We start from the raw sequence: 24,028 nt of genomic DNA, 5'->3' as shown, positions 1-24,028 counted from the left end.
GGGTGAGGAAGGTCAGTTGACCTTGCGCGCGGTGTCGCTCCAGAAGCGGTCGCGCAGTTCGCGGCGCAGGATCTTTCCGCTGGGGTTGCGCGGGACGCTGTCGATGAACTCGTAGCGGGCGGGCAGCTTGAAGCCCGCGAGCCGTGGGACGAGGTAGGTGTGCAGGTCCCGGGGGCTGGGCCGCTGTTCGGGGTCCGGGACGACGAAGGCGTGCACGTACTCGCCCCAGCGTTCGTCGGGGGCGCCGACGACGACGGCCTCCGCGACGCCGGGATGGCCCTCCAGTACGTTCTCGATCTCGGCCGGGTAGACGTTCTCGCCGGCGACGAGGATGGCGTCCTTGATGCGGTCGCGGATGAAGAGGTAGCCGTCCTCGTCGACGTAGCCGGCGTCTCCGGTGTGGATCCAGCCGTCGACGAGGGTCTCGGCGGTCCTGTCGGGCAGCCCCCAGTACTCGACCATGCGGGCGGGCGTGGCCAGGCAGACCTCGCCGACCGCGCCGGGCGGCAGTTCGCGCCCCTCGCCGTCGATCACCTTGCTGCGGACCCCGGGGTACGGGTGCCCCGCGGCCTGCATGAGGGGGCCGCCGGGGACATGGGCGGCCGGGGGCAGGCAGACGGCGGTGTTGCCGGTCTCGGTGAGGCCGTAGATCTGGGCGAACTCGCAGTCCAGGACGGCGAGGCTCTCCTCCAGCAGGGCCTCGGAGATCGGGGAGCCGCCGTATACCGTCTTGCGCAGGGTGGTGAAGTCCTCGGCGGTGACGCCGGGTTCGGTCAGCATCATGCGGAGCATGGCCGGGACGACGCAGGCGGTGGTGATGCCCAGGTCCCGGATCAGGTCGACGGCCTGGCGGGCGGCGAAGGCGCGCATCGCGACGACGGTGGTGCCGGCGTTGAAGTTCTGGGTGGCCCACCACAGGCCGCCGATGTGGAAGCCGGGGATGCCGATCAGGGCGATGTCCCCCGCCCGCCAGTCGATCCAGTCCAGGTTCTCGCGCGCCAGGGCGTCGCGGATCGCGAAGAAGCTGCGGTGGGCGAGGACGACGCCCTTGGGCAGTCCGGTGGTGCCGCTGGTGTAGAGCTGGGCGACGGGGGTGTCCGGGGTGGCGCTGTCCGGCACGTCCGTCTCCGGGTGAGGTGCCTTCCAGGCGGCGAAGGGCTCCCCGAGCGCCACGGTCGTCTCGGGCGGCGCGGTCGGCATCTTCTCGACGATCGGCGCGAACTCGTCCTCCAGGAACAGCAGTCGGGTGCCGGAGTCCTGGAGGATGTGGCTGACCTCGGGTGCGGTGAGCCGCCAGTTGACGGGCACCAGGACGGTGCCGCTCTTGGCGCAGCCGAAGAGGATCTCGTAGTAGTGCTCGGACTCCTTGCCGAGGTAGGCGACGCGGTCGCCCGGTGCGAGTCCGGCGGCCTGGACGGCGTGGGCGATGCGATTGCTCTCGCGGTGCAGCTGCCCGTACGTCAGGGTGCGGCCCTCGCAGCGGACCGCGGGGGTGGTGGGCCGGTGTTCGGCGTGGAAACCCGTGGTCCGGACGAGCGTCCGGAGCTCCGGGTGGTAGAGCCGGTCGGTGGTCATGGACAACTCGCCTCAGGTCAGGGGATGTTGACGATCGCCAGGGTCGCCTCGCCGTCGCAGCGGCCCGAGTCTGCGTCCCAGTAGCGGAAGACGGTCTCGGCGCGCAGGAAGGCGCTGCCGCCGGCCGGGGCGCGCCGGGTGACGGACCGGATCTCCATCTCCCCGGAGAATGCACGGGGGTTGACGGGCCGCCGGAAGTTCGAGGCGAAGCGCGCGATGAGAATGTCCGGGAGCTGGTGCTTGAAGAAGTCGTCCAGCGTCCAGCCGGGGAATCCCGTGCCCAGCCCGTCTTTCACGGACTTGGCGACGAGGTAATACATCATCTGGTTGTAGCAGATGTTCACCTCGACGGAATTCAGATGGCCGGTGTCGTCGATGTAGCACGACTCGGTAATCGCGAACTCGCAACGGGCGGACGTCCGGTCGTCGGCCTCCGTCACGACGGCCGAACGCAGGTACCTGCAGTGGTCCTTGTACGGCGTCAGCACCCGGGCCAGCAGAGACTCGTCCGTCATGCCGCCCTGATCCCGTCGTGCAGCTTGCGTTCGTCGTGCACGGTCACGCGGAACGAGACGGTCGGCTCGGGCGTGGTGGTGTGCCGGGCCCGGTGGATCAGACTGCGGTTGTCCCAGACGAGCAGGTCGCCCTGCTCGAAGCCCTGCAGGTGGATGTTGTCGTGCTCGAAGGTCTCGTCGAGCTGGCCGGTGGCGTCGAACAGCCGCTTGAGCAGCTCCTCGTCGAGCGGATGGCCGTCCTCGTCCTCGATGCCGACGGTGAAGCCCTCGCTGATGTAGAGGACGGTCTCGCCGGTCATGGGGTGGGTGAAGGTGGTCGGCTGGCGGACGGCCGGGGTCTTGCGCTCGACCTCGTCGATGATCTCGGAGAGGGGACGGTAGATGTCGTGGGGCCGGATCTTGAAGTACTTGCGCACGGAATGCCGGCAGTACGTACCGGCGATCTCGTTCTTCAGCTCCTCCGGCAGTCTCCCGTACGCCCGGCCCATGTCGATGAAGTACGTGCCTCGGTTCTTCTCCGGAATGACCTGGGGGTAGATCAGGGTGATACCGAAGGGGTCCGGCATGAACTGGTAGTCGGCGTGCCAGAACTTTCCGGTCTTCGGTACGCCTATCTGCCTGCCGTTCTCCGGCACGTTGGAGGAGACGAATATCTCCGGGATCGCCGGATGCTTGTACATCGGCTCGTAGTAGGTCTCCGGGCGGCCCAGCAGCCTGCCGAGTTCGAGGAACTGCTGCGGAGTGAGGTCCTGGCCCTTCAGTACGGCGATCTTCTTCGTGTAGACGGTGCTCCTGAGCGCGTCGATGTCGGCGGCCGAGGCGGTCGCGTGGTCGAAGCCCTCGACGGTGGCGCCGATGGCCTTGCCGGGTTGTTCCTTGATCTGCATGGCTGTACTTCCTTCCGTGGGGTGAGGCGGGTTCACACAGCCGCCTGCCGGGCGTCGATGAGTCCGGCGATGTCGGCGAGCGTGCGGTCGGGCCGGAGTTCTTCATCGCCGACGGCCACTCCGAGGTCGCGTTCGATACGGATGCTGATCTCGACCGTCGTCAGTGAGTCGACGTCCAGCACGCCGAGGGTCGCCTCGGGGCGGATCCGGTCGGCGGGGGCGTCGTGCAACTTGCGGAGGATCTCGACGAGTTGCTCGTAGGTCGTGTCACTCATGGCATGGTCCGTTCTGGTCGAGGGAGCGTGGGCCAGGTCAGGAGGCAGGAACCCCAGGTGAGACCACCTCCGAAGGCGGTGAGCAGCAAGCGGTCGCCGGGCTTGAGCACCTGGCTTTCGGCGGCGTCGGCGAGGGCGAGCGGTATGGACGCGGCGCCCGTGTTGCCGACGGACTCGACGTGGGTCGCACACCGCTCCCGGGGCAGCCCGAGGTCGTCGGCCACCGAGTGCAGGATCCGCAGGTTCGCCTGGTGGGGTACGAAGTGGTCGACGTCGTCGATCTTCCAGCCGGCCCGGGACAGCGTGGCGCGCGCCGACTCCGCCATCCGGGTCACCGCATGCCGGTAGACCTCCTTGCCCCGCATGGCGAAGTGCCGTTCCGCGCGGCCGGGTTCGCCCGGCCGGGACCGCTGTCTGGAGCCGCCGGCCGCGACCATGATCAGGTCCTCTTGACCGCCGTCGCTGCCGAGGTCGAAGTACCCGACCGCACCGGGCTCGTCGGAATGCCCGGCACGCAGCACGACGGCCCCGGCGCCGTCTCCGAAGATGATCGCGTTGGCCCGGTCCAGCGGGTCCACGATCGTGGAGTAGGTGTCCGCGCCGATGAACAGGACCCGTTCGGCCACGCCGGCCGCGATCAGACCGGCGGCCGAGGCGAGGCCGTAGACGAAGCCGGTGCACACGGCACCGACGTCGAAGGCGGCCGCCCCCGCCAGCCCCAGGCGTGCGGCGACCGCGGGTGCGGTGGCCGGGCAGGTGTGGTCCGGGGTCGTGGTGGCCACGACGACGGCGTCCACACTGTCGACCGCGGCCGAGGCGAGGGCCCGGCGGCCGGCCTCGACTGCCAGGTCGGAGGTGGCCTGTCCGGGGTCGATGACGTGCCGTTGCCGGATGCCGGTCCGGGTGCGGATCCATGCGTCGTCGGTGTCGAGCCGCCGGGCCAACTGCTCGTTGGTGACGACACGGGACGGCACCCGGCCGGCCAGCCCGCACAGGACGGCGGCCGGAGGGGCACAGGAACCGGCGACGGTGGGGGACATGCGGATTCTCCTGGCATGGCGGAGGACGGCCCGGGCGGCCCGGACGCGGGGAGGAAGGGAGTTGCGAGGGGAACTTGGGGAACCTGAGGAACAGGGGGCCTAGGGGTTGGTGGTCCTGCTGGCCCATCTGGCCCTGCTGGCCCTGCTTGTCCCGCTGGTTCTGCGGAGAGCGAGCAGCGCCAGCGCGCCGCATCCGATCCCGCCCGCTATGACGAAGACGGCGGTACGGAGGCCGTCGAGGAGCCCGGGGCCGGAGGCGCTCTGCCCGACGCCGCCCGCGACCGCGACCAGCACGGCGAGGCCCACCGCGCCGCCCACCTGGAGGGTGGTCGACGCCATACCGGAAGCCACGCCCTGGTCGCCGGGGGCCACCCCGGCGGCCGCGGCGATCCACATCCCGGTCCACGCCGCCCCTTGGCCGAGCCCGAGCAGCACGATCCCGGGCAGGAGCCGGGTGTACGAGCCGTCCGAGGTGAGCGCCAGGGCGAGGGCCACGGCTCCAGCCGCGCCCAGCGCCATGCCGCCCACCAGCATGCGGCGCATGCCGAACGCGGCCACGGCCCGCTCGCCGGCCTGTGTACCGACGGCCACCACGACGGCGGGCACCAGGAAGGCGAGCCCGGTCGCGACGGCGCTGTAGCCGTGGACCGTCCGGAAGTAGAGCGTCAGGAAGTACGGCACCGAGCTGAACGTCGCGCTGAACAGGGCGGTCACTCCCATCGCCGCAAGCAGGCCGCGGTGGGCGAACAGCCGTGCCGGCACGAGCGGATCACGTGCCCGCCGCTCCACGACGGAGAAGAGGGTCAGCAGGACGACGGACAGCACCGCGCTCGCGACGGCCGCGGGCGTGTCCCAGCCCTCCGCCGGCGCATGCACCAGGAGGAACACCACGAGGGTCACTCCGCCGGTGGCGGTGAGCGCGCCCGCCACGTCGAAGTGCCGGGAGCGGTCCCGCGGTCCGTCCGCCGGGAAGAGCAGCACGGCCGCCACCGCGAGGGCGGCAGCCACCGGCACGTTGACGAAGAACACCGACGGCCAGCCGAACGCCTCGACCAGGACTCCGCCGAGGAGGGACCCGAAGCAGAGTCCGCCGGCTCCCGCCGCTCCCCACACCGCCAGGGCCCGGTTCCGGGCAGGCCCTTCGTCGTGGAGGGTGTTGATCAGGGACAGTGTCGCCGGGAAGAGCAGGGAGCCGCCGATGCCCTGGACCGCCCGGACGGCGACCAGGACGCCGGGTGTCCCGGACAGGCCGCCCACGAGGGACGAGCTCGCGTACAGCAGCGCCCCGGCGACGAACATCCGGCGCCGGCCGAGCAGGTCCGCGGCCCGGCCGCCCAGCAGCAGGAAGCCTCCCGTGGCCACGACGTAGGCGCTCACCACCCATTGCAGGTCGTGGTCGGAGAAACCGAGGCCGGCGCCGATGTCGGGCAGGGCGACGTACACGATGTTGTAGTCGAGGGAGATGACGAGCTGCGCCAGTGCGAGAACCAGCAGTGCCATCACCGATCACCTCCTCGGGAAACAGGAAACCGAATTCCCATGGACGGGAATTCCAGCAGGCCGATCATTTTCGGTCCGTAACCTAGCAGCCCGGATCCGGCTTGTGAATCCCCGACTTCTCCATGAAGATTTCCCCCTCCCTGAATATCTGGGCAGCACCGGGACCCGACAGTCGAAGACTGCCGGGTGCGCGAAATCAGGGAATTACCGCAAGGAATTCCTGAAGCCGGTTCAGCCCTCCCCCATCAACCGCCGGATCTCGGTGATCAGCGCCACCAGCGCCCGGCGCTCCGGAAGGGTGGTCTCCGGATGCCAGAGGTCGATGAGCAGGCAGGTCCGTGGATGAATGCCCAGGTTGCGGGCCTCATGCTCGAAGGAGTAGTCGAAGAGCAGGCACTTTCCCTCTTCCCAGGAGCGGGTCTCCCCGGCGACCGTGATGCTGCACCCGTCGGGGATGTCCACCGCGAGATGCAGGTTGATGCTGAAGTTCCACAGATCGCAGTGCGGGTCGATGACGGCACCCGGCAACAGGGTGGAGAAATGGCACTCGAGGAGAGGGCATATCTTCTCCGTTTCGACGGCGGCCTCCTTCACCACGCGATAAGCGGTGGGAGCAGTGGCGGCGGACTCGGCTACGAGACCTCCGCCGCGGAAGAGGTAAAGGGCCTGCCAGTCCTCCTGGCGGGTCAGATAGTGCTCGTAGTCCGAGAAAACCTCCCGGCGCCCGGCCCATGCGGAATTCAGTTCCTCCTTGATCGCCCGATGGCTTGCCTCAAGGGCACGGACGACCGGAGCGAGTTCGTCGTAGGCGTACGGATCGTGCCAGGGCGTGGGTGAGAGGCCCGGCATGATCCACTTGGCGGCCTTCTGCGACGGGTGCCGTCCGCTCCCGCCCGGCTCCAGCATCCGCTCGACCCGGGCGATCGAGTCCGCGCCGTATTCGGCCCTGATCGCGGCGAAGGCGTTCTCCATCTCCGGTGTCATCCGGGCCGCCGGAGTCGAACGGCCGGCTGCGTCCGGGACCGGGTCGCCCGGAGGGCGCCGGTCGTCGCCGCGCGGGTCTGCGCCAGACGTCTGCGTTCCACGTGTGCCGAACCACCTTCGCCCGAAGTTCCGCGCCCCGGCCCGCCGACCTCACACGGTGGTCAGCAGGTGTCGGGCCGCGCCGTCGAACCAGTAGTCGGGCGCGGGCGGCGTCGAGTTCCCGGCCGCTCGGTCAATTTCCTTTTACGAAGCGGAACTTGGGTGTCGGCGTGTCGCCCCGGCAGGCAGGGCAACCAGGCCTCGGAAGGGTCCTTCCCTGCCGTCACCCGGCGGAGCCGGCGAGGGAGACGGGACGGTTACCCGCTCTCCCCCGGGCTGACCACCACTGCGAGAGTCCTCACGGCCCCGCTGTGCTCGAAGTACAGGGTGAACGGGACGAGATCGCCGGGCTGCCAGGTCGCCTTCGCCGGAACGATCGCGTCAAGGCCGTCCGGGGACATCGCGAGGCTCTCACCGGCCGCGACGGCCACCGACCCCACCGCCCGCGCGTATGCCGAGCGGTTGTCGGTCATGCGATGACGGCTGAGCGTGATGGCTCCGTCGACCTCGGCGGACGCCACCTTCACCAACCGGTCCGCAGATCCCCCGCTGTTGGTGATCCGGAAGAAGGCCGCCGTCTCCGCGACACCCGCGGACGGCAGATAGACGCGCCCCTCGGCGACCGTGATCCGCGCCGGGCTGCCGGCGTTGCCGTGGACGGTCCACATGCTCAGCCCCGCCAGGGCGATGATGCACATGGCCACGGGCGCGAGCGCGGCGAGCAGGGTGTCGTCGAGCCGGCGCCGGGTCGGCCGCCAGAGTCCGCCGGCCGTGGTCATCGGGTGGACCTCCTTCGGGCTGCGGGCGAGGGCTGCCGGCCGCGCAGCCGCAGGCTGTTGGCGACGACCAGCACCGAGCTGACCGACATCGCGGCGGCGGCGAGCATGGGGTTGAGCAGGCCGACCATGGCGAGCGGCACGGTGACGACGTTGTAGCCGAACGCCCAGACGAGATTGGCCCGGATGGTGCCCGACGTGCGCCGGGCCAGCCGGACCGCGTCGGCCAGGGCTTCGATGTCCCCGCGTACGAGGGTCACGTCGGCGGCGCCGATGGCCACGTCGGTGCCGCTGCCCATGGCGATGCCGAGGTCGGCACCGGCCAGCGCGGCGGCGTCGTTCACACCGTCGCCGACCACCGCGACCCGGTAGCCCTCCTCCTGGAGGTCGCGCACGAGGGCGGCCTTGTCCTCGGGGGTGCAGCGGGCGTGCACCTCGTCGATGCCCAGGTCGGCGGCCACGGCCCGGGCGGGTGCCTCCCGGTCGCCGGTGGCGAGCACGGGCCGTACGCCCAGGCGCCGCAGCTGGTCCACGGCCCGGTAGCTACCGGGCCGTACGACGTCACCGACCTCGATCAGCGCCTCGGCGGCGCCGTCCACGCGGACCACGACCGGGGTGTGCGCGGCGGCCTCGGCCAGCGGCATCACCTCCGCCAGGGCGGCGGGCAGGTCCTCGTCCGGGGCGAGGACTTCGACCAGATGCCCCTCGACCCGGCCGCGAACTCCCTTTCCCGGCAGAGCGCGGAAGTCGTCGGCAGCGGGCAGCGGGACCACGGGCAGCTCCCGCCGGGCGTACGCGGCGACGGCCCGCCCCAGCGGATGCTCCGACCCCTGCTCGACCGCCCCCGCCAGCCGCAGCACCGCCTCCCGGCCCAGCCCACCCGGTACGGCGCTGACCCGGGCGACGGTCATGTGCCCGGAGGTGAGGGTGCCGGTCTTGTCGAGAACGACGATGTCCAGGTGCTGCAGCCCCTCCAGTGCCTGCGGACCGCTGACCAGGACGCCCAGTTGGGCGCCGCGCCCGGTGGCGGCCATCAGCGCGGTCGGCGTCGCCAGCCCCAGCGCGCACGGACAGGCCACGACGAGGACGGCCACGCACGCCGTGATCGCGGCCTGCGGATCGGCCCCGGCACCGAGCCAGAACCCCAGCACCGTGACGGACAGGGCGAGCACGACCGGCACGAAGACGCCCGCGACCGAGTCGGCCAGCCGCTGCGCCTTCGCCTTGCCGGCCTGCGCGTCGGTCACCAGCCGGGTGATCCTGGCGAGCTGGGTGTCCGCCCCGACGGCGGTGGCCCGTACGAGCAGCAGCCCGCCGGCGTTGACGGCCCCGCCGACCACCGCCGAGCCCGGCCCGACCTCGACCGGCTCGCTCTCCCCGGTGACCAGGGACAGGTCCACCGCCGAACTGCCCTCCGCCACCAGGCCGTCGGTCGCCACCCGCTCCCCGGGCCGGACGACGAAGACCTGTCCGACTCCCAACTGCGTTGCCGGGACGAGCCGTTCGGTGCCGTCGTCCGTGCGGACCGCCACCTCTTTGGCCGCCAGACGGGCCAGCGACCGCAGCGCCGCCCCGGTCCCGCGCCGGGCCCGTGCCTCCAGGAACCGGCCGGCAAGGACGAACAGCGGTACACCGGCGGCCGCTTCGAGGTAGATGTGCGCGACGCCGTCCGCGGCGGCGGGCACGAGACTGAACGGCATCCGCATCCCGGGAGCGCCGGCGCCGCCGAAGAACAGCGCGTACGCCGACCACGAGAAGGAGGCCACCACCCCCAGTGACACCAGGGTGTCCATGGTCGCCGCGGAGTGCCGCAGCCCCCGCACCGCCCTGGTGTGGAACGGCAACGCGCCCCACACCGCGACCGGCGCGGCCAGCACGAAGCACAGCCACTGCCAGTTGCGGAACTGCCATGCCGGGACCATCGACAGCACCAGGACGGGAACGGCGAGCAGCGCCGTGACCAGAAGCCGCTCCCGCTCCTGCCGGGCGTCCGCGGCCTCCCCGTCCTTCGCCTCCCCGTCCTCCGCCTTCTCGCGCCGTCGCTCCTTCGGCGGCTCGGGCAGGGCAGCGGTATACCCGGCCTTCTCGACCGTCGCCACCAGCTCCTGCGGGCTGATCTCCATCGGATGGCTCACCCGGGCGCGCCCGGTGGCGAGATTGACGGTCGCCGTGACGCCGTCCAGCCTGCCCAGCTTCTTCTCGACGCGGCTCACACAGGCCGCGCAGGTCATGCCGCCGACGGCCAGGTCGGTGGTCACCAGAACGGTGACGGACTCCGCGCCCATCACCGGCCTCCCCCGTGCCCGCCGCCCATGTTCATGTCGTCCATGTCCGTGCCGTCTCCCCCGCCACCGCCGACGCCGCCCGTTGCGCCGGCGCCCGCTCCGGTGCCGTGCATGCCGGGCGCCACCGGTCCGGAAGCCGTTCCGACGGCGTACGACACCGTGAACATCAGCGCCAGCAGCAGAAGGAAGCCGCAGAGCGCGGGCGGCGGTGCGAACCTTCGCGCCACCGCGCCCGTGCCCAACGGGGATTGCCGGGACTCGTCCATCAACCGCGTCTCCAGGTCACAGGGCACGGCTTCGTCCGAATCGAGCCGTGCTGCATCAGAGGTCGGTCGGGATGGGAGGTGAGTTCCCGGAACAAACGAGACCACGACGTGACGCACGTCACAATCTCGCGCCACCGCCGACGACCTGCACCCGCACGGGCGGCGCACCCGACCCGGCCGTCACCATCAGCGCGGCCTCGGAGCGCCTGCTCGTCGTACGTCCCTGCTCGCATCGCCCTCGTGGCGGGCGAGAAGGAGGGGCGGATCGTGCGCGGATCGCACCTGGTCAACGCGGTGGCCGGACCCCCGCCCGACGCGGCCGTGCCGGCCCGCCGACCGTCAGCAGGACGAGGGCCAGCGCCTGAACCGTCACGACCACCGCGATCAGGGCCGTGATCGACACTCCGTAGAGGGCGCCGATCAGCGCGCCGCCCGCCAGGCTCGCCGCGCCGACCACCCCCGCGAAGACGCCGTAGGCCGTCGCCCGCCTCCGTGGCGGCACCAGGTCGGCGACCGTCGCCCGCAGCGTGGACTCCTGAATGCCCATGGCCGCGCCCCACACCAGGGAGCCGAGCACGGCCACCGTCACGGTGTTCGCGAACGCCAGCATCGGGACGGCGGCGGCCAGCACCGGCAGGGCGACCAGCACCCGCGCCCCGACCCGGTCGTACAGCCAGCCGGTCGCCAGCGCGGCGAGGGCGTCGACGGCCATCGCGGCGGCGTACAGCACGGGCACCCATGCCGCCGTCATCAGGTGGTGCTCGACGAGGTGGTAGGAGAGCAGGCCGAAGGTGGCGAAGCCGGCGGTGGTGGCGGCGGTGAACGCCGCGTACGTCCAGAACGCGCGCGGCAGGCGGCCCTCCGGCGCGGGCTCGTCCGCGGAAACGGCAGCCTCCCGCTCGTACGCCTCAGGGTCGGGCACGCGTGCCCGCAGCCACACCAGCAGACCCAGCACCGCGACCCCCGGGACGGCGAGCACACCGAGCGCCGGCCCGTAGTCGTCGCCGGTGAGTGCGAGCATGCCGGCCACGACGAGCGGACCGATCAGCGCGCCGACCTGGTCCATCGCCTCGTGGACGGCGAAGCCGCGCCCGCGCCCGGTGGCAGCGGTGGCGTGCGACAGCAGGGTGTCCTTGGCGGGTGAGCGCACCGCCTTGCCCACCCGTTCGGCCACCACCAGCGCGCAGGCGGCCCACAGCACGCCGACCGTGCCCAGCAGGGGTACGGAGATCACCGTCAGCGTGTATCCGGCGATCGTCAGACCCCAGAAGCGGCGGGTGCGGTCCGCCAACGGCCCCGAGACCAGCCGCAGTCCGAGCGCCGCCGCCTCACCCGCGCCGGTCACCACGCCCACCACCAGTGCAGACGCGCCCAGCGAGGCCAGCAGCGGTCCGGTGATCGAGCGGGCGCCCTCGTACACGAAGTCCGCGAGCAGACTGACCGTGCCGAACCACACCACGAACCGCCAGGGCCGCATCCGGGTCGGGGCTGCCGGGTGGGCCGCCCGGGGCTTCGGGGCTGTCATGGGCGTACGTCTCCTCGTCGACGACGCCACCGGTTCCGGGACGTCCGTGCCGCCCATCATCCTCCGGCTCGTTCCCGACAGCGGCCGGCCCGCATCGGCCCGCCGCCCCCCGAAATGACAGGTTCCAGTCAAAGTCTGCCCAAGTTCCGGACACCCCCTCCCGCCCGTGATCGGGTCCCAGCGACGGCCGTACCAAAGCCCGTTTGGGAGGATCTGGTGTCAGCACCAACCCGAAGAAGACGATGGCTCACGACCTGCGCCATCACCGCAACCGCCGCACTCCTCGCGATGCCCGCGAGCGCCGCGTCCAGCCGGAACAACAGCCCGTTCGGCGCCCGCGAGCTCGCCCGGCTCGCCGCCGAACGCACACAGTCGGTGGGGGCCGTCACCCCCAAGGCGACGGCCCAGGACGATGACGGCGGCAACGAGGCGGACGAGATAGCCGAGGGCGCGGACCAGTACGCCGAAGCCCGCACCTCACCCGGCATCGTCGCCCCCGGTGCCTACGGCGCCGCCTGGACCAGCCTGGGCAACCTGTCCAGCACTGGCGGCAGTTGGCGGAACATCACCGACCTGCCGTACAACTCCGACGACGCCCGCTACCGCGACATCGACTCCAACTCCAGCGGTGGCTCGGGCAATGTCACGGGCCGGATGGCCGCGATGGCCGCCGACGACGACGGATACGTCTACGCGGGCAGCGCGGGCGGCGGTGTGTGGCGGTCCCGGTCCGGCGGTGGGCACTGGCAGCCGATCAGCGACCGGCTCTCCTCCCAGTCCACCGGCGCACTCGCGCTCGACACGGCCGGTCGACTGTGGCTGGGCACCGGCGAGGCGACCACGAACGCGGACGCCTACCTCGGCAGCGGCGTCTACGTCCTCTCCGACCCGCACCACGGCACCTTCTCCGCCCGCAGCAGGGTCGGCGGCGACGAGCTGGAGTCCACCACCATCCACGAACTGCGCTTCGGCGGCGGCAAGGTGTGGGCGGCGACCAGCGAGGGCGTGTGGAGCCACTCCACGAAGAAGCTCACCGGAGCCTGGAAGCTGGAGTTCGCGCCCAACCCCGACTATCTGCCGGGCGGTTCGCTCGCGAGCGACCCCTCGGCCGCGTACAAGAACATCGCCAACGACATCGCGATCGACCCGAAGGACCCGGGCAAGGTGGTCCTCGCGGTCGGCTGGCGCAGCGGTGACGACTACAACGGCTTCTACACCAAGGACGCCGGCGGCACCTGGACCCGGATCACCAGCGGCCTGGGCGATCTGCCGGCCGACCCGGACGACGTCGGCAACGTCACCTTCGCGCGCTCCGCGGACGGCTCCCGCTACTACGCCATCGACCAGTCGCCGGAGCAGCTGAACACCAACCCGGACAGCGGCCTCGAGGGCATCTACGTCTCCAAGTCGGGCTCCCCCACCGGCCCTTGGACGAAGATCGCCGACTACCAGGGCCTGGCCGCCGACGGCTCGGCACTGACGACCAGCGGCTACATGCCGGGCGTACAGGCCTGGTACAACCAGTTCCTCACCGTCGACCCGGCGAACGCAGACCACGTCTACGCAGGTCTGGAGGAGGTCTACGAGACCAAGGACGGCGGCAGCACCTGGTCCACCGTCGGCCCGTACTGGAACTTCTCCTTCCCCTGCTGGTCCATCGACCCGGCCGAGCAGACCGGCGCCTGCAACCAGACCACCCACTCCGACCAGCACGGCGTGGCGATCGGCAGCTACCACGGCAGGAGCTTCGTCTACGTCGGCAACGACGGCGGCGTCTACAGCCGCCCGGTCAACGGCTCCCAGGACGCCTCGGGACATGCCACCGACTGGACCTCGCTGAACGACGGCACGATCGACACCCTCCAGTACTACTCCGTCGGCATCGGCAAGGACCTGGCCAACGGCGGCGTCTCCGTCACCGGCGGCCTGCAGGACAACGGCCAGTCCATCCTCCGCGGCAACGACACCGTGATGGGCTCCGACTTCGGCGGCGACGGCGGAGACACGCTCACCGACCCGGGCAACGGCTGCAACCTCGCAGAGGAGTACGTCTACCTCGCGATCCAGGTCACGCAGAACTGCGCTGTCAACGACGGCAGTTGGATCACCGACTCCACCAAGGCCACCTCCTACAACGTCGCCCCCGCCGACAACGCCACCGGCGAGGCCCGCTTCATCGCCCCACTCGCGGCGGACGCGAAGAACCCCGCGACCTGGATCGCGGGCGGCCGGCACATCTGGGTGCAGACCCACGGCTACGCCATCCGCAGCGGTGCCGAGTGGAAGAGTGTGTACGACCTCGGTGCCGGCCGCACAGCGACCGCCGTCGCGGCCTCGGGCGGCAAGGTCTACGCGGCCTGGTGCGGCCCCTGCAACAACCAGGGCTTCGCCCGCGGCATCTCCGTCGGCAACGCGGACGGCACCGGCTGGCACGACATCAGCCTGCCCGGCACCGGCACGGACGGAACCGTACCGAACCGCTACCTGAGCGGCTTCGCCGTCGACCCGAAGAACGCCGACCATGTCTTCCTCGCGGTCAACGGTTTCTCGCGGCACTGGACGGAGGGCCCCGGGGCGGGCGTCGGCCACGTCTTCGAGTCCACCGACGGCGGCACCACCTGGAAGGACATCTCCAAGAACCTCCCCGACGTGCCGGCCGACTCCGCGGTCGTCACACCGAACGGCGGTCTCGCCGTCGCCACGGACCTCGGCGTCGTCTACCGCGCCCCGGGCCACACGCGGTGGGAGCGCGTCGGCTCGCTCCCGGCGGTCGCCGTGCTCCAGCTGAAGCTGAGCCCCGACGGCAGCACCCTGTACGCGGCCACCCATGGCCGCGGCATCTACACGATCAAGGTGCGCGACTGCGACTGACCCAGCGGCATGACAGGGGGTGACCCGGACTCTTCCGGGTCACCCCTGCGTCGGGTACGGCACCACGCTCACGTCAAGCGTGAAGGCGACCCGAGCGGCGCCCGCCACGTCCGGTGCCTTCGCCGTCACGGTGACCACGGTCCTGCCGCCCCGGGTGCCGGCGCAGCGCAGCGAGGCGTGGGCGGTGCCGTCCGCGTCCAGCCGCCATCCGGAGGCCACGGCGAAGGCCGGCGCCGAACTCCGCGCGCCTGTCCAGCGCTTGTCGTCGATGCGGGGCTCCAGGACGAGCGACAGCACGGTTCCGGGCCGTACGCACAGCTCCCGCCGGGGCGCGTCCCCCGGTGCGACGGTGACCTCGGCGTGTCCGGCGGCACAGTTCCCCGCCGAAGGCACGGTGACCGAGGCGGACGCGCTTCCGGACGGCCCTTCCGTCGTTCCGCCACCCGCAGTTCCGCCGCCCGCCGTTTCACCGCAAGCCGCCAGCACAACCGCCCCCGCGACCATCCCCACCCCGGCCCACCAGCGCATCCCGCCGCCTCCCGACGCATTCGTACACCTACCAGCATGCCCTCCAACTCATATTCCCTGCCGGGGTGTTGCCGCGCAGGGCCCGTCGTCCTTCCCCGCCGCAGGTGCGGCAGACCTGCGACGGTCCATGCCGCCGCCGCTCCCGAACGGGCCAGCGAGTTACTCCGTACGGATGGTTCTGGTGAGGGTCTTGGTGAATTCAGCGTGTCCCGGTCGAGGGCTCACGGGTGAGCGGTAACGCGGTGTCACAGTCATCTGGCCCGATGAACAGATCTTCAGGGTGCCCGCGCCTCGGCCGGACCAGAAGGAGAGGGATGATCAGGATCAGAGAGGGGGACCCATGTTGAACAGTCAAGTTCAACGGCGTGTCCTCACCGTTGTCGGCAGCACTCTTCTCATGCTGCAGTCGCTCGTGGTCATGGGACCCGCCTCCCCCGCGTGGGCGGGCGACGACCGCAGTCTCGCCACCAACGGCAACGAGCCGCACAACGCCACCGTCAATCCCCGCAGGCCGAGCCAGGTCGCCGTCATGCAGGGGTGCACCGTCCGGATCGACAACAACTTCGGCAAGGACGGCTTCCCGATCACGCGGACGTCGACCCTCCCCTGCTCGGGCGACCCCTCCATCGCCTTCGACTCCCAGGGGCGCCTGTTCGTCGCCCATCTCTCCAGGAGTTTCAACACCGCCCCCAGCTTCGGAGTGGGTGTCGGCCGGATCAACGATCTGACGACGCCGGGGAACCAGACGTACACGGCGACCCAGGTGAGCGCCAACAGCACCGTCAACGACGACAAGCCCTGGCTGGTGGCCGACACCAACCCCACCAGCCCGTACCGGGACAACCTCTACATCGTCTGGTCACACCTCGGCACCCCGTGGCAGATCCAGTTCTCCCGCCTCGTGAGCGGGAGCACGACATGGTCGGCGCCCAGCGTCCTCTCCGCGCCCGGAGAGGGGAACGTGTGGCCTTCCCACGCGGCGGTCGGTCCGAACGGTGATCTCTACGTCGCCTACCACGCCGACGGATGCAACGAAGGAACCGACGGAGCTCCCGGCCAGGGCACCACGCAGCTCCTTCGCGACGGCTCCGGGGGAGCCGATTTCGCCGCCGGTACGGTCCAGCAGAAGACAACGGCGTTCGGAGCGGGGCAGGCCACCATCACCTGCAACGTGGTGAACTCCCCGGGCGGTGACATCCCGGGGACCGACTTCTGGCTCCAGGGCAGCATGCAGCCGTGGATCCTGCCCGACCCGGCGCGGCCGGGGAACGTCTACGTCGTCGCCAACGACGACCCGAACAACATCTTCGGGAACGGCGACGACGCCGATGTCGTCATCGCCCGCTCCACGGACAACGGGCAGACGTTCACCCGGGGCAGGGTCGACCACGGGCCGGGCCAGACCTTCGCCGTGATGCCCACCGCGCACATCGACCAGGACGGCAACGCGGTCGTCACCTGGTACGACAACCGCGGCGGCGGGCGCAACTTCGGCACCGGGCCGAACGGGAGCAACAACTTCCTGCTGGAGCTCTACGGCACGACGAGCCGCGACGGCGGGCAGACCTGGGCGCAGGACTTCCGGGTCAGCGACTCCCCCTTCGACCCCGACCGCAACGCCCCGTGCCGCTTCGCCTGCGGCGCCGGCTCCACCCAGCAGACCCTCCGCATCGGCGAGTACAACGGACTGTGGTCGGCCGACGGGATCGGTTACGCGACCTGGACCGGCAACACCACCCCGCCGACGGCCACCGCGTCGGCCCAGGGCAGTCAGACCACCTACTTCGACGTGTTCTCGCTGCTCGGCGCCTTCCCGGACGCCTTCGAACCGAACGAGTCGATCGACACCGCCGTCGCCACCGCGCTCGGCACGAGGAACAGGGTCACCAAGCCGCGCCTGACCCTGCACAGCGCGACCGACGTCGACTTCTTCAGGATCGAGCCCCGCCACACCGGGCACCTGCAGGCCGAGATCGCCTTCAACGAGGTGATCTCCCGGCTCCAGGTCCGCGCGTACGACAAGTTCGGCAACCAGGTGGCCACCGGAACCACCGCCACGACCAGGCCGGGCAGTTCGACCAGCAGACTCGCCATCCCGGTCGTCGAGGACCAGCCGTACTTCGTCGCCGTCAGCGACGCCGGCATCGCCGACCCGACCAGGCCGGGTGACGCCTCGCCGACCGACCCGCCACAGGCCACCTACGACCTCACCGTCGTCAACCGCGCGGCCCCCGAACCCTTCGGCCTCGACCTCGCACGCAAGTCGGACTCGGGCCGGTACGACAACGACGACGTCACCAGGATCCGCGGTCCGCAGCTCTTCCTGCGGGTCGACGACTCGGAGCTGCGGGCCGCGGGCATCCCGCTGTCTCCGCAGAACAGCACGGCCACGCTCACGGACGACGCCCCCGGCTACAAGGTGGCCGTGGAACGCGACGGACAGCGCGTCGGCTTCGCCCAGCCGGTGGACCCGATCGCCAGACCGGGGCTGTACCGGATCCGTCTGAACCCTGTCCTGGTGGAGGGCGAGAACCAGATCACCGCGGAGGTGGTGATCGTCGACCAGTCCGACGACCATGGCATCCCCGGGGTGTCCCACGTGGTCGGTTCGGGCAGGGAGAGCGCGCACCGGCTGTTGATCACACTCGACACCCACGCACCGAGGCGTCCGGCCGCCCCGGACCTGCTGTCGTCGAGCGACACCGGCAACCACAGGGACAACATCACGTCGATCGGCAAACCCACCTTCCAGGGCCGGTCGGTCGAGCCCAACGCACTGGTGCGGCTGACCGCCGATCCGAAGGGACCCGTCCGTCCGGCCGTGGTCGGCAAGGACACCGTCACCTCGGGCGGAGCGTACGAAATCGCCAGCGCCCCGCTCGACCTGGGGAAGTACGGCTTCGCCGTACGTCTCGAAGACCTCGCGGGCAATGTGAGCCCGGCATCACCGGTCCTCAAGGTGGAGATCGCCAAGAACCCGTCTCATGCCAACGAGCACCACCCGAAACCCGCTCCTCCATGTCGCTCAGGTGACTGTCACCGTCCGCCCCGGCATACCAAGTAGACGCCGAGTGGAGTGAATCCCCCCGTCGGCGGTGCTCGGCCCGGTCCCCGATCACCCGGGACCGGGCCGAGCACGTGAAGGAAGTCGACGGCCGTGTCGCACTGATCGGCGCCGTCGTTGATCCCCGTGATTCGCCCTGCCCCGGCAAGCGTGGGAGACGACATGCAGACGAACCGCCCCTGGGGCAAGGCCGTTGTCATCGGCGGGAGTTACGCGGGGCTGGTGACCGCGCGGGTGCTGGCCGACTTCTTCTCGGAAGTCGTCCTCGTGGAGCGGGATGCCGTGGACGAGGACACCGGTGCTCATCAGGGTGCGCCGCAGGGCTATCACGCGCACGCCATGCTGGCCAAGGGCGGCGAGATCCTGGAGCGGTTGTTTCCGGGGCTGCGGGAGGAGCTGCGGGAAGCCGGTGCGCCGGTGTTCGACTACGGGCAGGGAATCGACTTCCTGCTGCCGACCGGACTGGCACCCCGTGCCCGGACGGGGGTGCAGATCCAGACGTTCACCCGTGACGAACTGGAGCGCCGGCTGCGGCGCAAGGTGCTCGCCCGCTCCGAGGTCACGCTGCTGGCCGCCACGCAATGCTCGGGGCTGACCCTGGACGCCTCGGGGCGGGTGACCGGGGTGACGTGCCGGCAGCAGGGCACGGAAGCGGTCGACCTGGCCGCCGATCTGGTCGTCGACGCCTCCGGGCGGTCCAGCTCACTGGAGGACTGGCTGGGTGCGGTGGGTGTCACGATCCCCCCGAAGCGGACCGTGAAGGCGAAGGTCACCTACACGTCGATGAACTTCGACCGGCCCGAGGAGGGCCACCCGGGCCACCCGGACTTCTACATCGCGTACCAGATGCTGTTCGCTCCGCGGGTGCCCCGGGCCGGGGTCCTGCTGGCCGTGGAGCGCAACCGGTGGACGTGCTCGCTGCTGGGCTTCCAGGACCCGCCGCCGGCCGACGACACGGGCTACCTGCGGTTCGCCGAGAGCCTGGACAACCCGCACCTGGCCCAGCAGATCGGACGCCGTATGGTCCAGGAGCCGACCCATCGCTACACCAACGTCGACAACCAGTGGCGGCCCTACCACGCCGTCAGGAACTGGCCGGACCGGCTCATCGCCGTCGGGGACGCGGTCTGCGTCTTCAACCCCGTCTACGGCCAGGGGCTGACCGTGGCCGCGATGGAGGCGGAACTGCTGCAGCGGACGCTGGCCCGCCGCAGCGAGTCCGGGAAACAGCTGGACGGGCTGGCCGGCGGTTACCAGAAGCGGGTGGGCCGGCTGCTGCTCGGCCCGTGGACACTCTCCACCAACTCGGACCTGATGTGGAACCCGGACCCCCAGCCCCTGGGGGCGCGGTTCGCGCACTGGTACAACACGAGGCTCTTCCAGGTCGCCGTGAGGGACGCGGCCGTCTGGTCGAGGTTCGTGCGGGTGGTGAACATGGTGGCCTCCCCCGCGGTGCTGTTCCACCCCGCCGTGGCCCTGAAGGTCCTGTCCACCGCGCTCGTCCCCCGGGGCTGACCTTTTCTCCGCTTGACGGCGCCACGTGGCGCCCCCGGTCACGAACCACGCGCCGCACGTGATTCCTCGGGCCGGGAAGTGGTGTGAACCTCGATACAGGAGACGCCTGGCCCGGCGGTGCCGCACCCCCCGAGCACGGCCACGCCGCGTCTCGACGGCCGGTCGCCCGTCGAATCCGCAGCACAGCCTTCGAGCTCGGCGTCCGCCCCCAGCCGACCGGCGATCCGCCCGCCGACGGCGGTGTCGCGTCCCTCCACCCAATTCCCCCTCGGACCCCATTGGGCACTAGCTCCCCCGCAGAAACGTGGTCTACATTAGAAACCACTAGAGCCAACGCAAAGAGGAGATCACCATGACCGAGTTCAAGCCTGTGCCCGACTTCGCCCTCGGGCCGGACATCCCGGAGTCCACCGGGTATGCCGTCACCGACCGGGGCGGCGATGCCTACATCGTCACGCAAGGGATGATCAACACGATGTTCCTGGTGACGAAGAAGGGCGTCGTCCTCGTGGACGCGTCACCGTTCCTCGGGGACAAACTGCTGGAGGCCATAGAGTCGGTCACCCCCAAGCCCCTCACCCACCTCATCTACAGCCACGCGCACGCCGACCACATCGGCGCCGCGCACCTGCTGAACCGGGACGGCCTGAAGATCATCGCGCACGAGATCACCGGCGACCTCATCAGAGAGGCCAAGGACGACCGGCGCCCGCTTCCCACCGAGACCTTCAGCGGCCGGCACCAGGAGATGGACATCGACGGGGTCCGGTTCGTCCTCGACTACACGAGAGACTGGCACGTGGCCGGCAACCTGTTCATCCACCTCCCGGAGCAGAGGCTCATGACAGCGGTGGACAGCTTCACACCGAAGAGTGCGCCGTTCTTCCGGCTGTACTTCTCCGCGCACGTACCCGCGTACTACGACGCGATGGACGAGTTGCTCGAGTACGACTACGACACCATCGTGACCGGCCACATGGCCCTGCCCGGCACCCGCGAGGACGTGGCGGACAACCGTGAGTTCATCCGCGACCTGCGCACCGCTGCCGCCGAGGCACTGCGGACGGTCGACCTGAGGGAAGCCGCAGCCGACGCCAAGGTTCCGCACAACAACCGCCAGGCCGAACTGAAGGTCTGGATGGACGCGGTCGTCACGCGTGCGGAGGAGCTGATGCCTTCCTGGGACGAGCGCCTGGCAGGAACCGACATCTTCCTGCGTGACAACCTCAACGCGGTCGCCTGGAGCGTCTTCATCGACTAGACCGAAGGCCCATGGAGACAGCGGCCCGCGGTGCATCTCGAACAAGCCGCCACAGGACCGTTCGTCCGGATCCGGCGGCGAAACGGAGGGACGTCTCATGACACCACCGGCCGGAGCGGAACAGCTTGCGCAGAGTATCCGCCTGGTCACGGGCGCTGTCGACGGTGCGCCGGTGGACCAGTACGAGAACCCGACTCCGGATTCGGAGTGGAGGGTGAAGGACCTCGTCAATCACATCGCCATGATGCTTGTGCTGACACGGGATGCGGGTGCCCGCACGGCTTCGGACCCCGCCCTGCTGACTGCGAATCCGGTGCCCGTTCTTGCCGGGCGGCCGGAGTCGGAGTGGGCTCTGGTCGTGAACGGCCTGGCGGAGCCGGCAGCCGGAGCGTGGTCCGAGACGAGGGCGTGGCAGGGGGAGGCGGGCCTCGGCGGGCCGCCCATGCCCGCCGAAGCACTCGGCGAGATCCTCATCGCGGAATTCGCCGTCCACGCCTGGGACGTGGCGGTAGCCACCGGCCAGCGTCTCGACGTGCCCGAGTCCTTGGCCAGGGCCATGCTCGGCACCTATGCGCGTGAGGCTCCGCGTATGCGAGGACTTGGCCTCCTGGCCGACGAAGTGCCCCAGGACGTCCACGCGTCCCCGTTCGAACGAAGTCTGGCGCTCAGCGGCAGAAACCCGCGATGGAGTTCCCGTGCGCCGGAGGCGGCAAGGGGTGCGACTGACTGATGTCGGGTGATCCGGTGGTCCCCCGCGGGCTTCGGGGCGAAGCTCGTCTCAGGCGTCCTGGCCGGTGTCCTGACGTCGGTCGTAGGCCGCGCGGGCTTCGTGTACCACGGTGGTCCGCTTCTCGGTCCAGGTACACAGAGCCCTTGTTTCCTCGGCGAGTTCACCGCCGAGCTCGGTCAGGCTGTACAGCACCAGGGGCGGAGTCGACCTGGGGTCGACGGAGCGCAGGACAAGGCCGTCCCGCTCCAACGTCCGCAGGGTCTGGGACAGCATCTTGCGGCTGATGCCGCCCAGGGAACGATGCAGTTCGGAGTAGCGCTGAGCGCCGCCTTCGCGAAGACACACCAGCATGAGCAGAACCCACTTGTCTGCCAGGTCCACGAATACGTCACGGCTCGGGCAGAGCGCGTCAAGAATGTTCGGCCGGTCTGGGGCGCCGCGCACTGATCGGTCTTCTACTGTCACAGCCGAACCCTATACTATGCCCCCAAAAGGGTCCATGGCTCCACCTGTGACATGGTCACCATTGGAGATCGAGGTCGGGTTCCTCGTGTGCGAGCCGTCGTCAGTCGACGGAGATCTCGGTGAGGTCGATGGAGATCAGGACCGGTTCCTCGAGAGCGCGTCCGTCTTCCCGGGCGGGCACGACGTACCGGTGGGTGGGGAAGACCAGTCCCGACGCCGTGATGTGCCGTTCGGCGAAGTGCGCGGCGCCGGGGCGGCCGAGGACGTCGGGTGCGTAGTCCTGGCGTCGCAGGAGGCCGTCGCCGTCGTAGTAGAAGACCTGTTCCGTGTTGTGCGTGGCGATGTCCTCGGGAAAGGCGGCGTGGAGCCGACGCCAGGTCGCGCCGTCCTCCTGCCAGGGCTCCACTTCCTTCAGTACTACGCCGGGGCGGGTGAGCAGGTAGGGGGCCGTGAGGTAGTTCCACATCGCGTAGCCCGCGAAGTAGAGCGCGTGCAGCTCGTCCCAGGGGGTGTCCGGGCCGTGGTCGGCGAAGGACTCGCGGGGAGCGGTGCGTTCGGCTACGACCTCGCCGTCCCGCTTCTCGATCGCGACGCGGTCGGGGGTGAACACCCCGCGCAGCTCCGGGCCGGTGAAGCCCGCGTAGACCAGATGCTGTCGCTGTACGTCGACGGTCATGTCGGCCTTGGCGAAGATCCCCTCCTGGCCGCGCACGGGCCACAGCAGCCCGCCCAGGGAGCCCTGGGCTCGGATGGTCCTGGCCTCCTGCCAGCGGGAGAGGCCGCCGTGGGCCTCGAGAACGAGATTCAGCAGGTCACTCATGGGACGCCGTCCATTCGTGGGGTGTCGTGTTACGGAAGTTGCGTTAAGGGAGTTGCGTTGCGGGATTACTGCTACGGGAGTTCTGTTGCGAGGGGGCAGCCTGCCGACGTGCTGTCGGCAGGCCGGCAGACCCCGGCTTACTGCCGCCAGGCCGCGACGAGGTTCTGCACCGGGTCGCCGCCTTCGCGCGCGAGGTAGAGGGCGCGGGAGCCGACCCAGAGGACGGTCGGGCCGACATGGTCCGGGTAGTGGTCGAGCATCGCCTGGAAGAACGCGTCCGGGGTGTCATGCGCGGCCAGCGCGGCCTCGGCGTCGTCGAGGTAGCGGCGGGTCTCGGCGAGGAGGCGCGCTGCGTCGTCGTCGAGGTTCTTGTTCTGGTGGCTCGCCACGATGTGGCGCGGTGCCAGCGCGGCGACGGTGTCGATGGCCCTGCGCCAGGGGCCGAAGTCGCCGTCGGCGGACTCGGCGAGGTAGACGTGGACGCCGTTGTAGATGACGTCGCCGGCCACCACGAGGTCGAGGTCCGGCACATGCACGACCGCGCTGTCGTCGCTGTCCGCGTGCCCCACCTCCACGATGTCGAGGTCGTGGCCTTCGAGGGTGAGGCGGTTGCCGGACGCCGCGACGGCCGTCACCGGGGACGCGGGGATCTGGCCCGGCCACAGGACGTCCCAGAGGACCTCCCTGGCGTACACGTTGTTGTGCATCTGCGCGATGGTGGCCGCGGAGGTGATCACCTGGGCGCCGAAGCGCTCGGCGAGCACGCCGGCGGTGAACCAGTGGTCGCCGTGCCCGTGGGTGACGACGATGTGCGTCAGCCGCTTCCCGCTCGCCTCGACCCAGTCACCGACCGCTTGTGCCTGGTCGAGGGTGAGCGGTGGGTCGACGAGTACGGCGTCCCGCGTGCCGTGGATCAGGGTGACCGCGATGGGCTGGAAGGTGCGGGGCTCTCCGTTGGGGAGCGGTCCGGGACCGGCCATGGGCAGCGGGTCCGCGACGAACACGTCGTAACCGAGGCCGGAGTTGGTGCTGGTGGACATGATGTCT

At 70.4% G+C, this 24,028-nt stretch carries 20 protein-coding genes; 5 read left to right on the top strand and 15 right to left on the bottom strand.

Translation table 11 applies throughout. The features are described from left to right. Positions 1–12: 12 nt before the first annotated feature. From KVT45_RS40510 to KVT45_RS40460, 11 genes are all read right to left on the bottom strand, one after another. The gene (locus tag KVT45_RS40510; RefSeq protein ID WP_217554380.1) at positions 13–1,575 is read right to left on the bottom strand and encodes a long-chain-fatty-acid--CoA ligase; all 1,563 of its coding nucleotides are present in this window, start codon (positions 1,573–1,575) and stop codon (positions 13–15) included. A 17-nt stretch (positions 1,576–1,592) separates the two neighbouring features. After that, a complete protein-coding gene (locus KVT45_RS40505; protein WP_217554379.1) occupies positions 1,593–2,090 on the bottom strand; it encodes an FcoT family thioesterase in 498 nt (165 codons plus the stop codon). Next, positions 2,087–2,977 carry a TauD/TfdA family dioxygenase gene (locus tag KVT45_RS40500; RefSeq protein WP_217554378.1) on the bottom strand — a complete coding sequence of 297 codons (891 nt, stop codon included), beginning with the start codon at positions 2,975–2,977 and terminating at the stop codon, positions 2,087–2,089. The genes KVT45_RS40505 and KVT45_RS40500 overlap by 4 nt, the downstream gene beginning before the upstream one ends. 32 nt (positions 2,978–3,009) lie before the next feature. Continuing rightward, positions 3,010–3,252: an acyl carrier protein gene (locus KVT45_RS40495; protein WP_217554377.1), complete on the bottom strand. Its 243-nt coding sequence runs from the start codon at positions 3,250–3,252 to the stop codon at positions 3,010–3,012. After that, positions 3,249–4,292, bottom strand: a complete 1,044-nt coding sequence (locus KVT45_RS40490) for a beta-ketoacyl-ACP synthase III (protein ID WP_217554375.1) — start codon at positions 4,290–4,292, stop codon at positions 3,249–3,251. The genes KVT45_RS40495 and KVT45_RS40490 overlap by 4 nt, the downstream gene beginning before the upstream one ends. A 99-nt stretch (positions 4,293–4,391) precedes the next feature. Beyond that, a complete protein-coding gene (locus KVT45_RS40485; RefSeq protein WP_217554373.1) occupies positions 4,392–5,792 on the bottom strand; it encodes an MFS transporter in 1,401 nt (466 codons plus the stop codon). Positions 5,793–6,023: 231 nt separating this feature from the next. Next, positions 6,024–6,776 (bottom strand): aspartyl/asparaginyl beta-hydroxylase domain-containing protein, encoded by a 753-nt coding sequence (locus KVT45_RS40480; protein WP_217554372.1) that lies wholly within the window; start codon positions 6,774–6,776, stop codon positions 6,024–6,026. A 356-nt stretch (positions 6,777–7,132) separates the two neighbouring features. Next, positions 7,133–7,654, bottom strand: coding sequence for a copper chaperone PCu(A)C (locus tag KVT45_RS40475; protein WP_217554371.1), 522 nt, complete (start codon positions 7,652–7,654; stop codon positions 7,133–7,135). Continuing rightward, a complete protein-coding gene (locus tag KVT45_RS40470; RefSeq protein WP_217554370.1) occupies positions 7,651–9,936 on the bottom strand; it encodes a cation-translocating P-type ATPase in 2,286 nt (761 codons plus the stop codon). The genes KVT45_RS40475 and KVT45_RS40470 overlap by 4 nt, the downstream gene beginning before the upstream one ends. Next, a complete protein-coding gene (locus KVT45_RS40465; RefSeq protein ID WP_217554369.1) occupies positions 9,936–10,202 on the bottom strand; it encodes a hypothetical protein in 267 nt (88 codons plus the stop codon). Before KVT45_RS40465 ends, KVT45_RS40470 begins: the two co-directional genes overlap by 1 nt. A 286-nt stretch (positions 10,203–10,488) precedes the next feature. Then, positions 10,489–11,727 carry an MFS transporter gene (locus KVT45_RS40460; protein WP_254648075.1) on the bottom strand — a complete coding sequence of 413 codons (1,239 nt, stop codon included), beginning with the start codon at positions 11,725–11,727 and terminating at the stop codon, positions 10,489–10,491. A gap of 216 nt (positions 11,728–11,943) precedes the next feature. Here KVT45_RS40460 and KVT45_RS40455 point away from each other — a divergent pair, with 216 nt between their 5' ends. Next, a complete protein-coding gene (locus KVT45_RS40455; RefSeq protein WP_217554368.1) occupies positions 11,944–14,598 on the top strand; it encodes a glycosyl hydrolase in 2,655 nt (884 codons plus the stop codon). A 39-nt stretch (positions 14,599–14,637) separates the two neighbouring features. Here KVT45_RS40455 and KVT45_RS40450 read toward each other — a convergent pair whose 3' ends face one another. Further along, positions 14,638–14,991 (bottom strand): acetyl-CoA synthetase, encoded by a 354-nt coding sequence (locus KVT45_RS40450; RefSeq protein ID WP_308311013.1) that lies wholly within the window; start codon positions 14,989–14,991, stop codon positions 14,638–14,640. Positions 14,992–15,523: 532 nt separating this feature from the next. Between KVT45_RS40450 and KVT45_RS40445 the strand changes: the two genes are divergently transcribed. The 4 genes from KVT45_RS40445 to KVT45_RS40430 all read left to right on the top strand — a co-directional run bounded on the left by KVT45_RS40445 (position 15,524) and on the right by KVT45_RS40430 (position 21,696). Then, entirely contained in the window at positions 15,524–18,190 is a 2,667-nt protein-coding gene (locus tag KVT45_RS40445; RefSeq protein ID WP_217554367.1) for an Ig-like domain-containing protein, read from the top strand. A 162-nt stretch (positions 18,191–18,352) separates the two neighbouring features. Next, the gene (locus KVT45_RS40440) at positions 18,353–19,705 is read left to right on the top strand and encodes an NAD(P)/FAD-dependent oxidoreductase (protein ID WP_217554366.1); all 1,353 of its coding nucleotides are present in this window, start codon (positions 18,353–18,355) and stop codon (positions 19,703–19,705) included. Between the two features lie 352 nt (positions 19,706–20,057). Next, positions 20,058–20,966: an MBL fold metallo-hydrolase gene (locus KVT45_RS40435; RefSeq protein ID WP_254648073.1), complete on the top strand. Its 909-nt coding sequence runs from the start codon at positions 20,058–20,060 to the stop codon at positions 20,964–20,966. A 97-nt stretch (positions 20,967–21,063) separates the two neighbouring features. Then, positions 21,064–21,696: a TIGR03086 family metal-binding protein gene (locus KVT45_RS40430; protein WP_217554365.1), complete on the top strand. Its 633-nt coding sequence runs from the start codon at positions 21,064–21,066 to the stop codon at positions 21,694–21,696. A 48-nt stretch (positions 21,697–21,744) separates the two neighbouring features. On the opposite strand, the gene KVT45_RS40425 is transcribed toward KVT45_RS40430, so the two are convergent. The 3 genes from KVT45_RS40425 to KVT45_RS40415 form a co-directional block, all read right to left on the bottom strand. Continuing rightward, positions 21,745–22,047, bottom strand: coding sequence for a helix-turn-helix domain-containing protein (locus tag KVT45_RS40425; protein WP_254648082.1), 303 nt, complete (start codon positions 22,045–22,047; stop codon positions 21,745–21,747). Between the two features lie 214 nt (positions 22,048–22,261). Next, positions 22,262–22,981 carry a hypothetical protein gene (locus tag KVT45_RS40420; RefSeq protein WP_217554362.1) on the bottom strand — a complete coding sequence of 240 codons (720 nt, stop codon included), beginning with the start codon at positions 22,979–22,981 and terminating at the stop codon, positions 22,262–22,264. Between the two features lie 137 nt (positions 22,982–23,118). Then, a complete protein-coding gene (locus KVT45_RS40415) occupies positions 23,119–24,021 on the bottom strand; it encodes an MBL fold metallo-hydrolase (protein ID WP_254648072.1) in 903 nt (300 codons plus the stop codon). Positions 24,022–24,028 lie beyond the last annotated feature (7 nt).

The sequence above is a fragment of the Streptomyces sp. GbtcB6 genome (assembly GCF_019091475.1).
Taxonomy (GTDB): Bacteria; Actinomycetota; Actinomycetes; order Streptomycetales; family Streptomycetaceae; genus Streptomyces; species Streptomyces hyaluromycini.
This window is presented reverse-complemented; position numbering and strand designations above follow the sequence as displayed.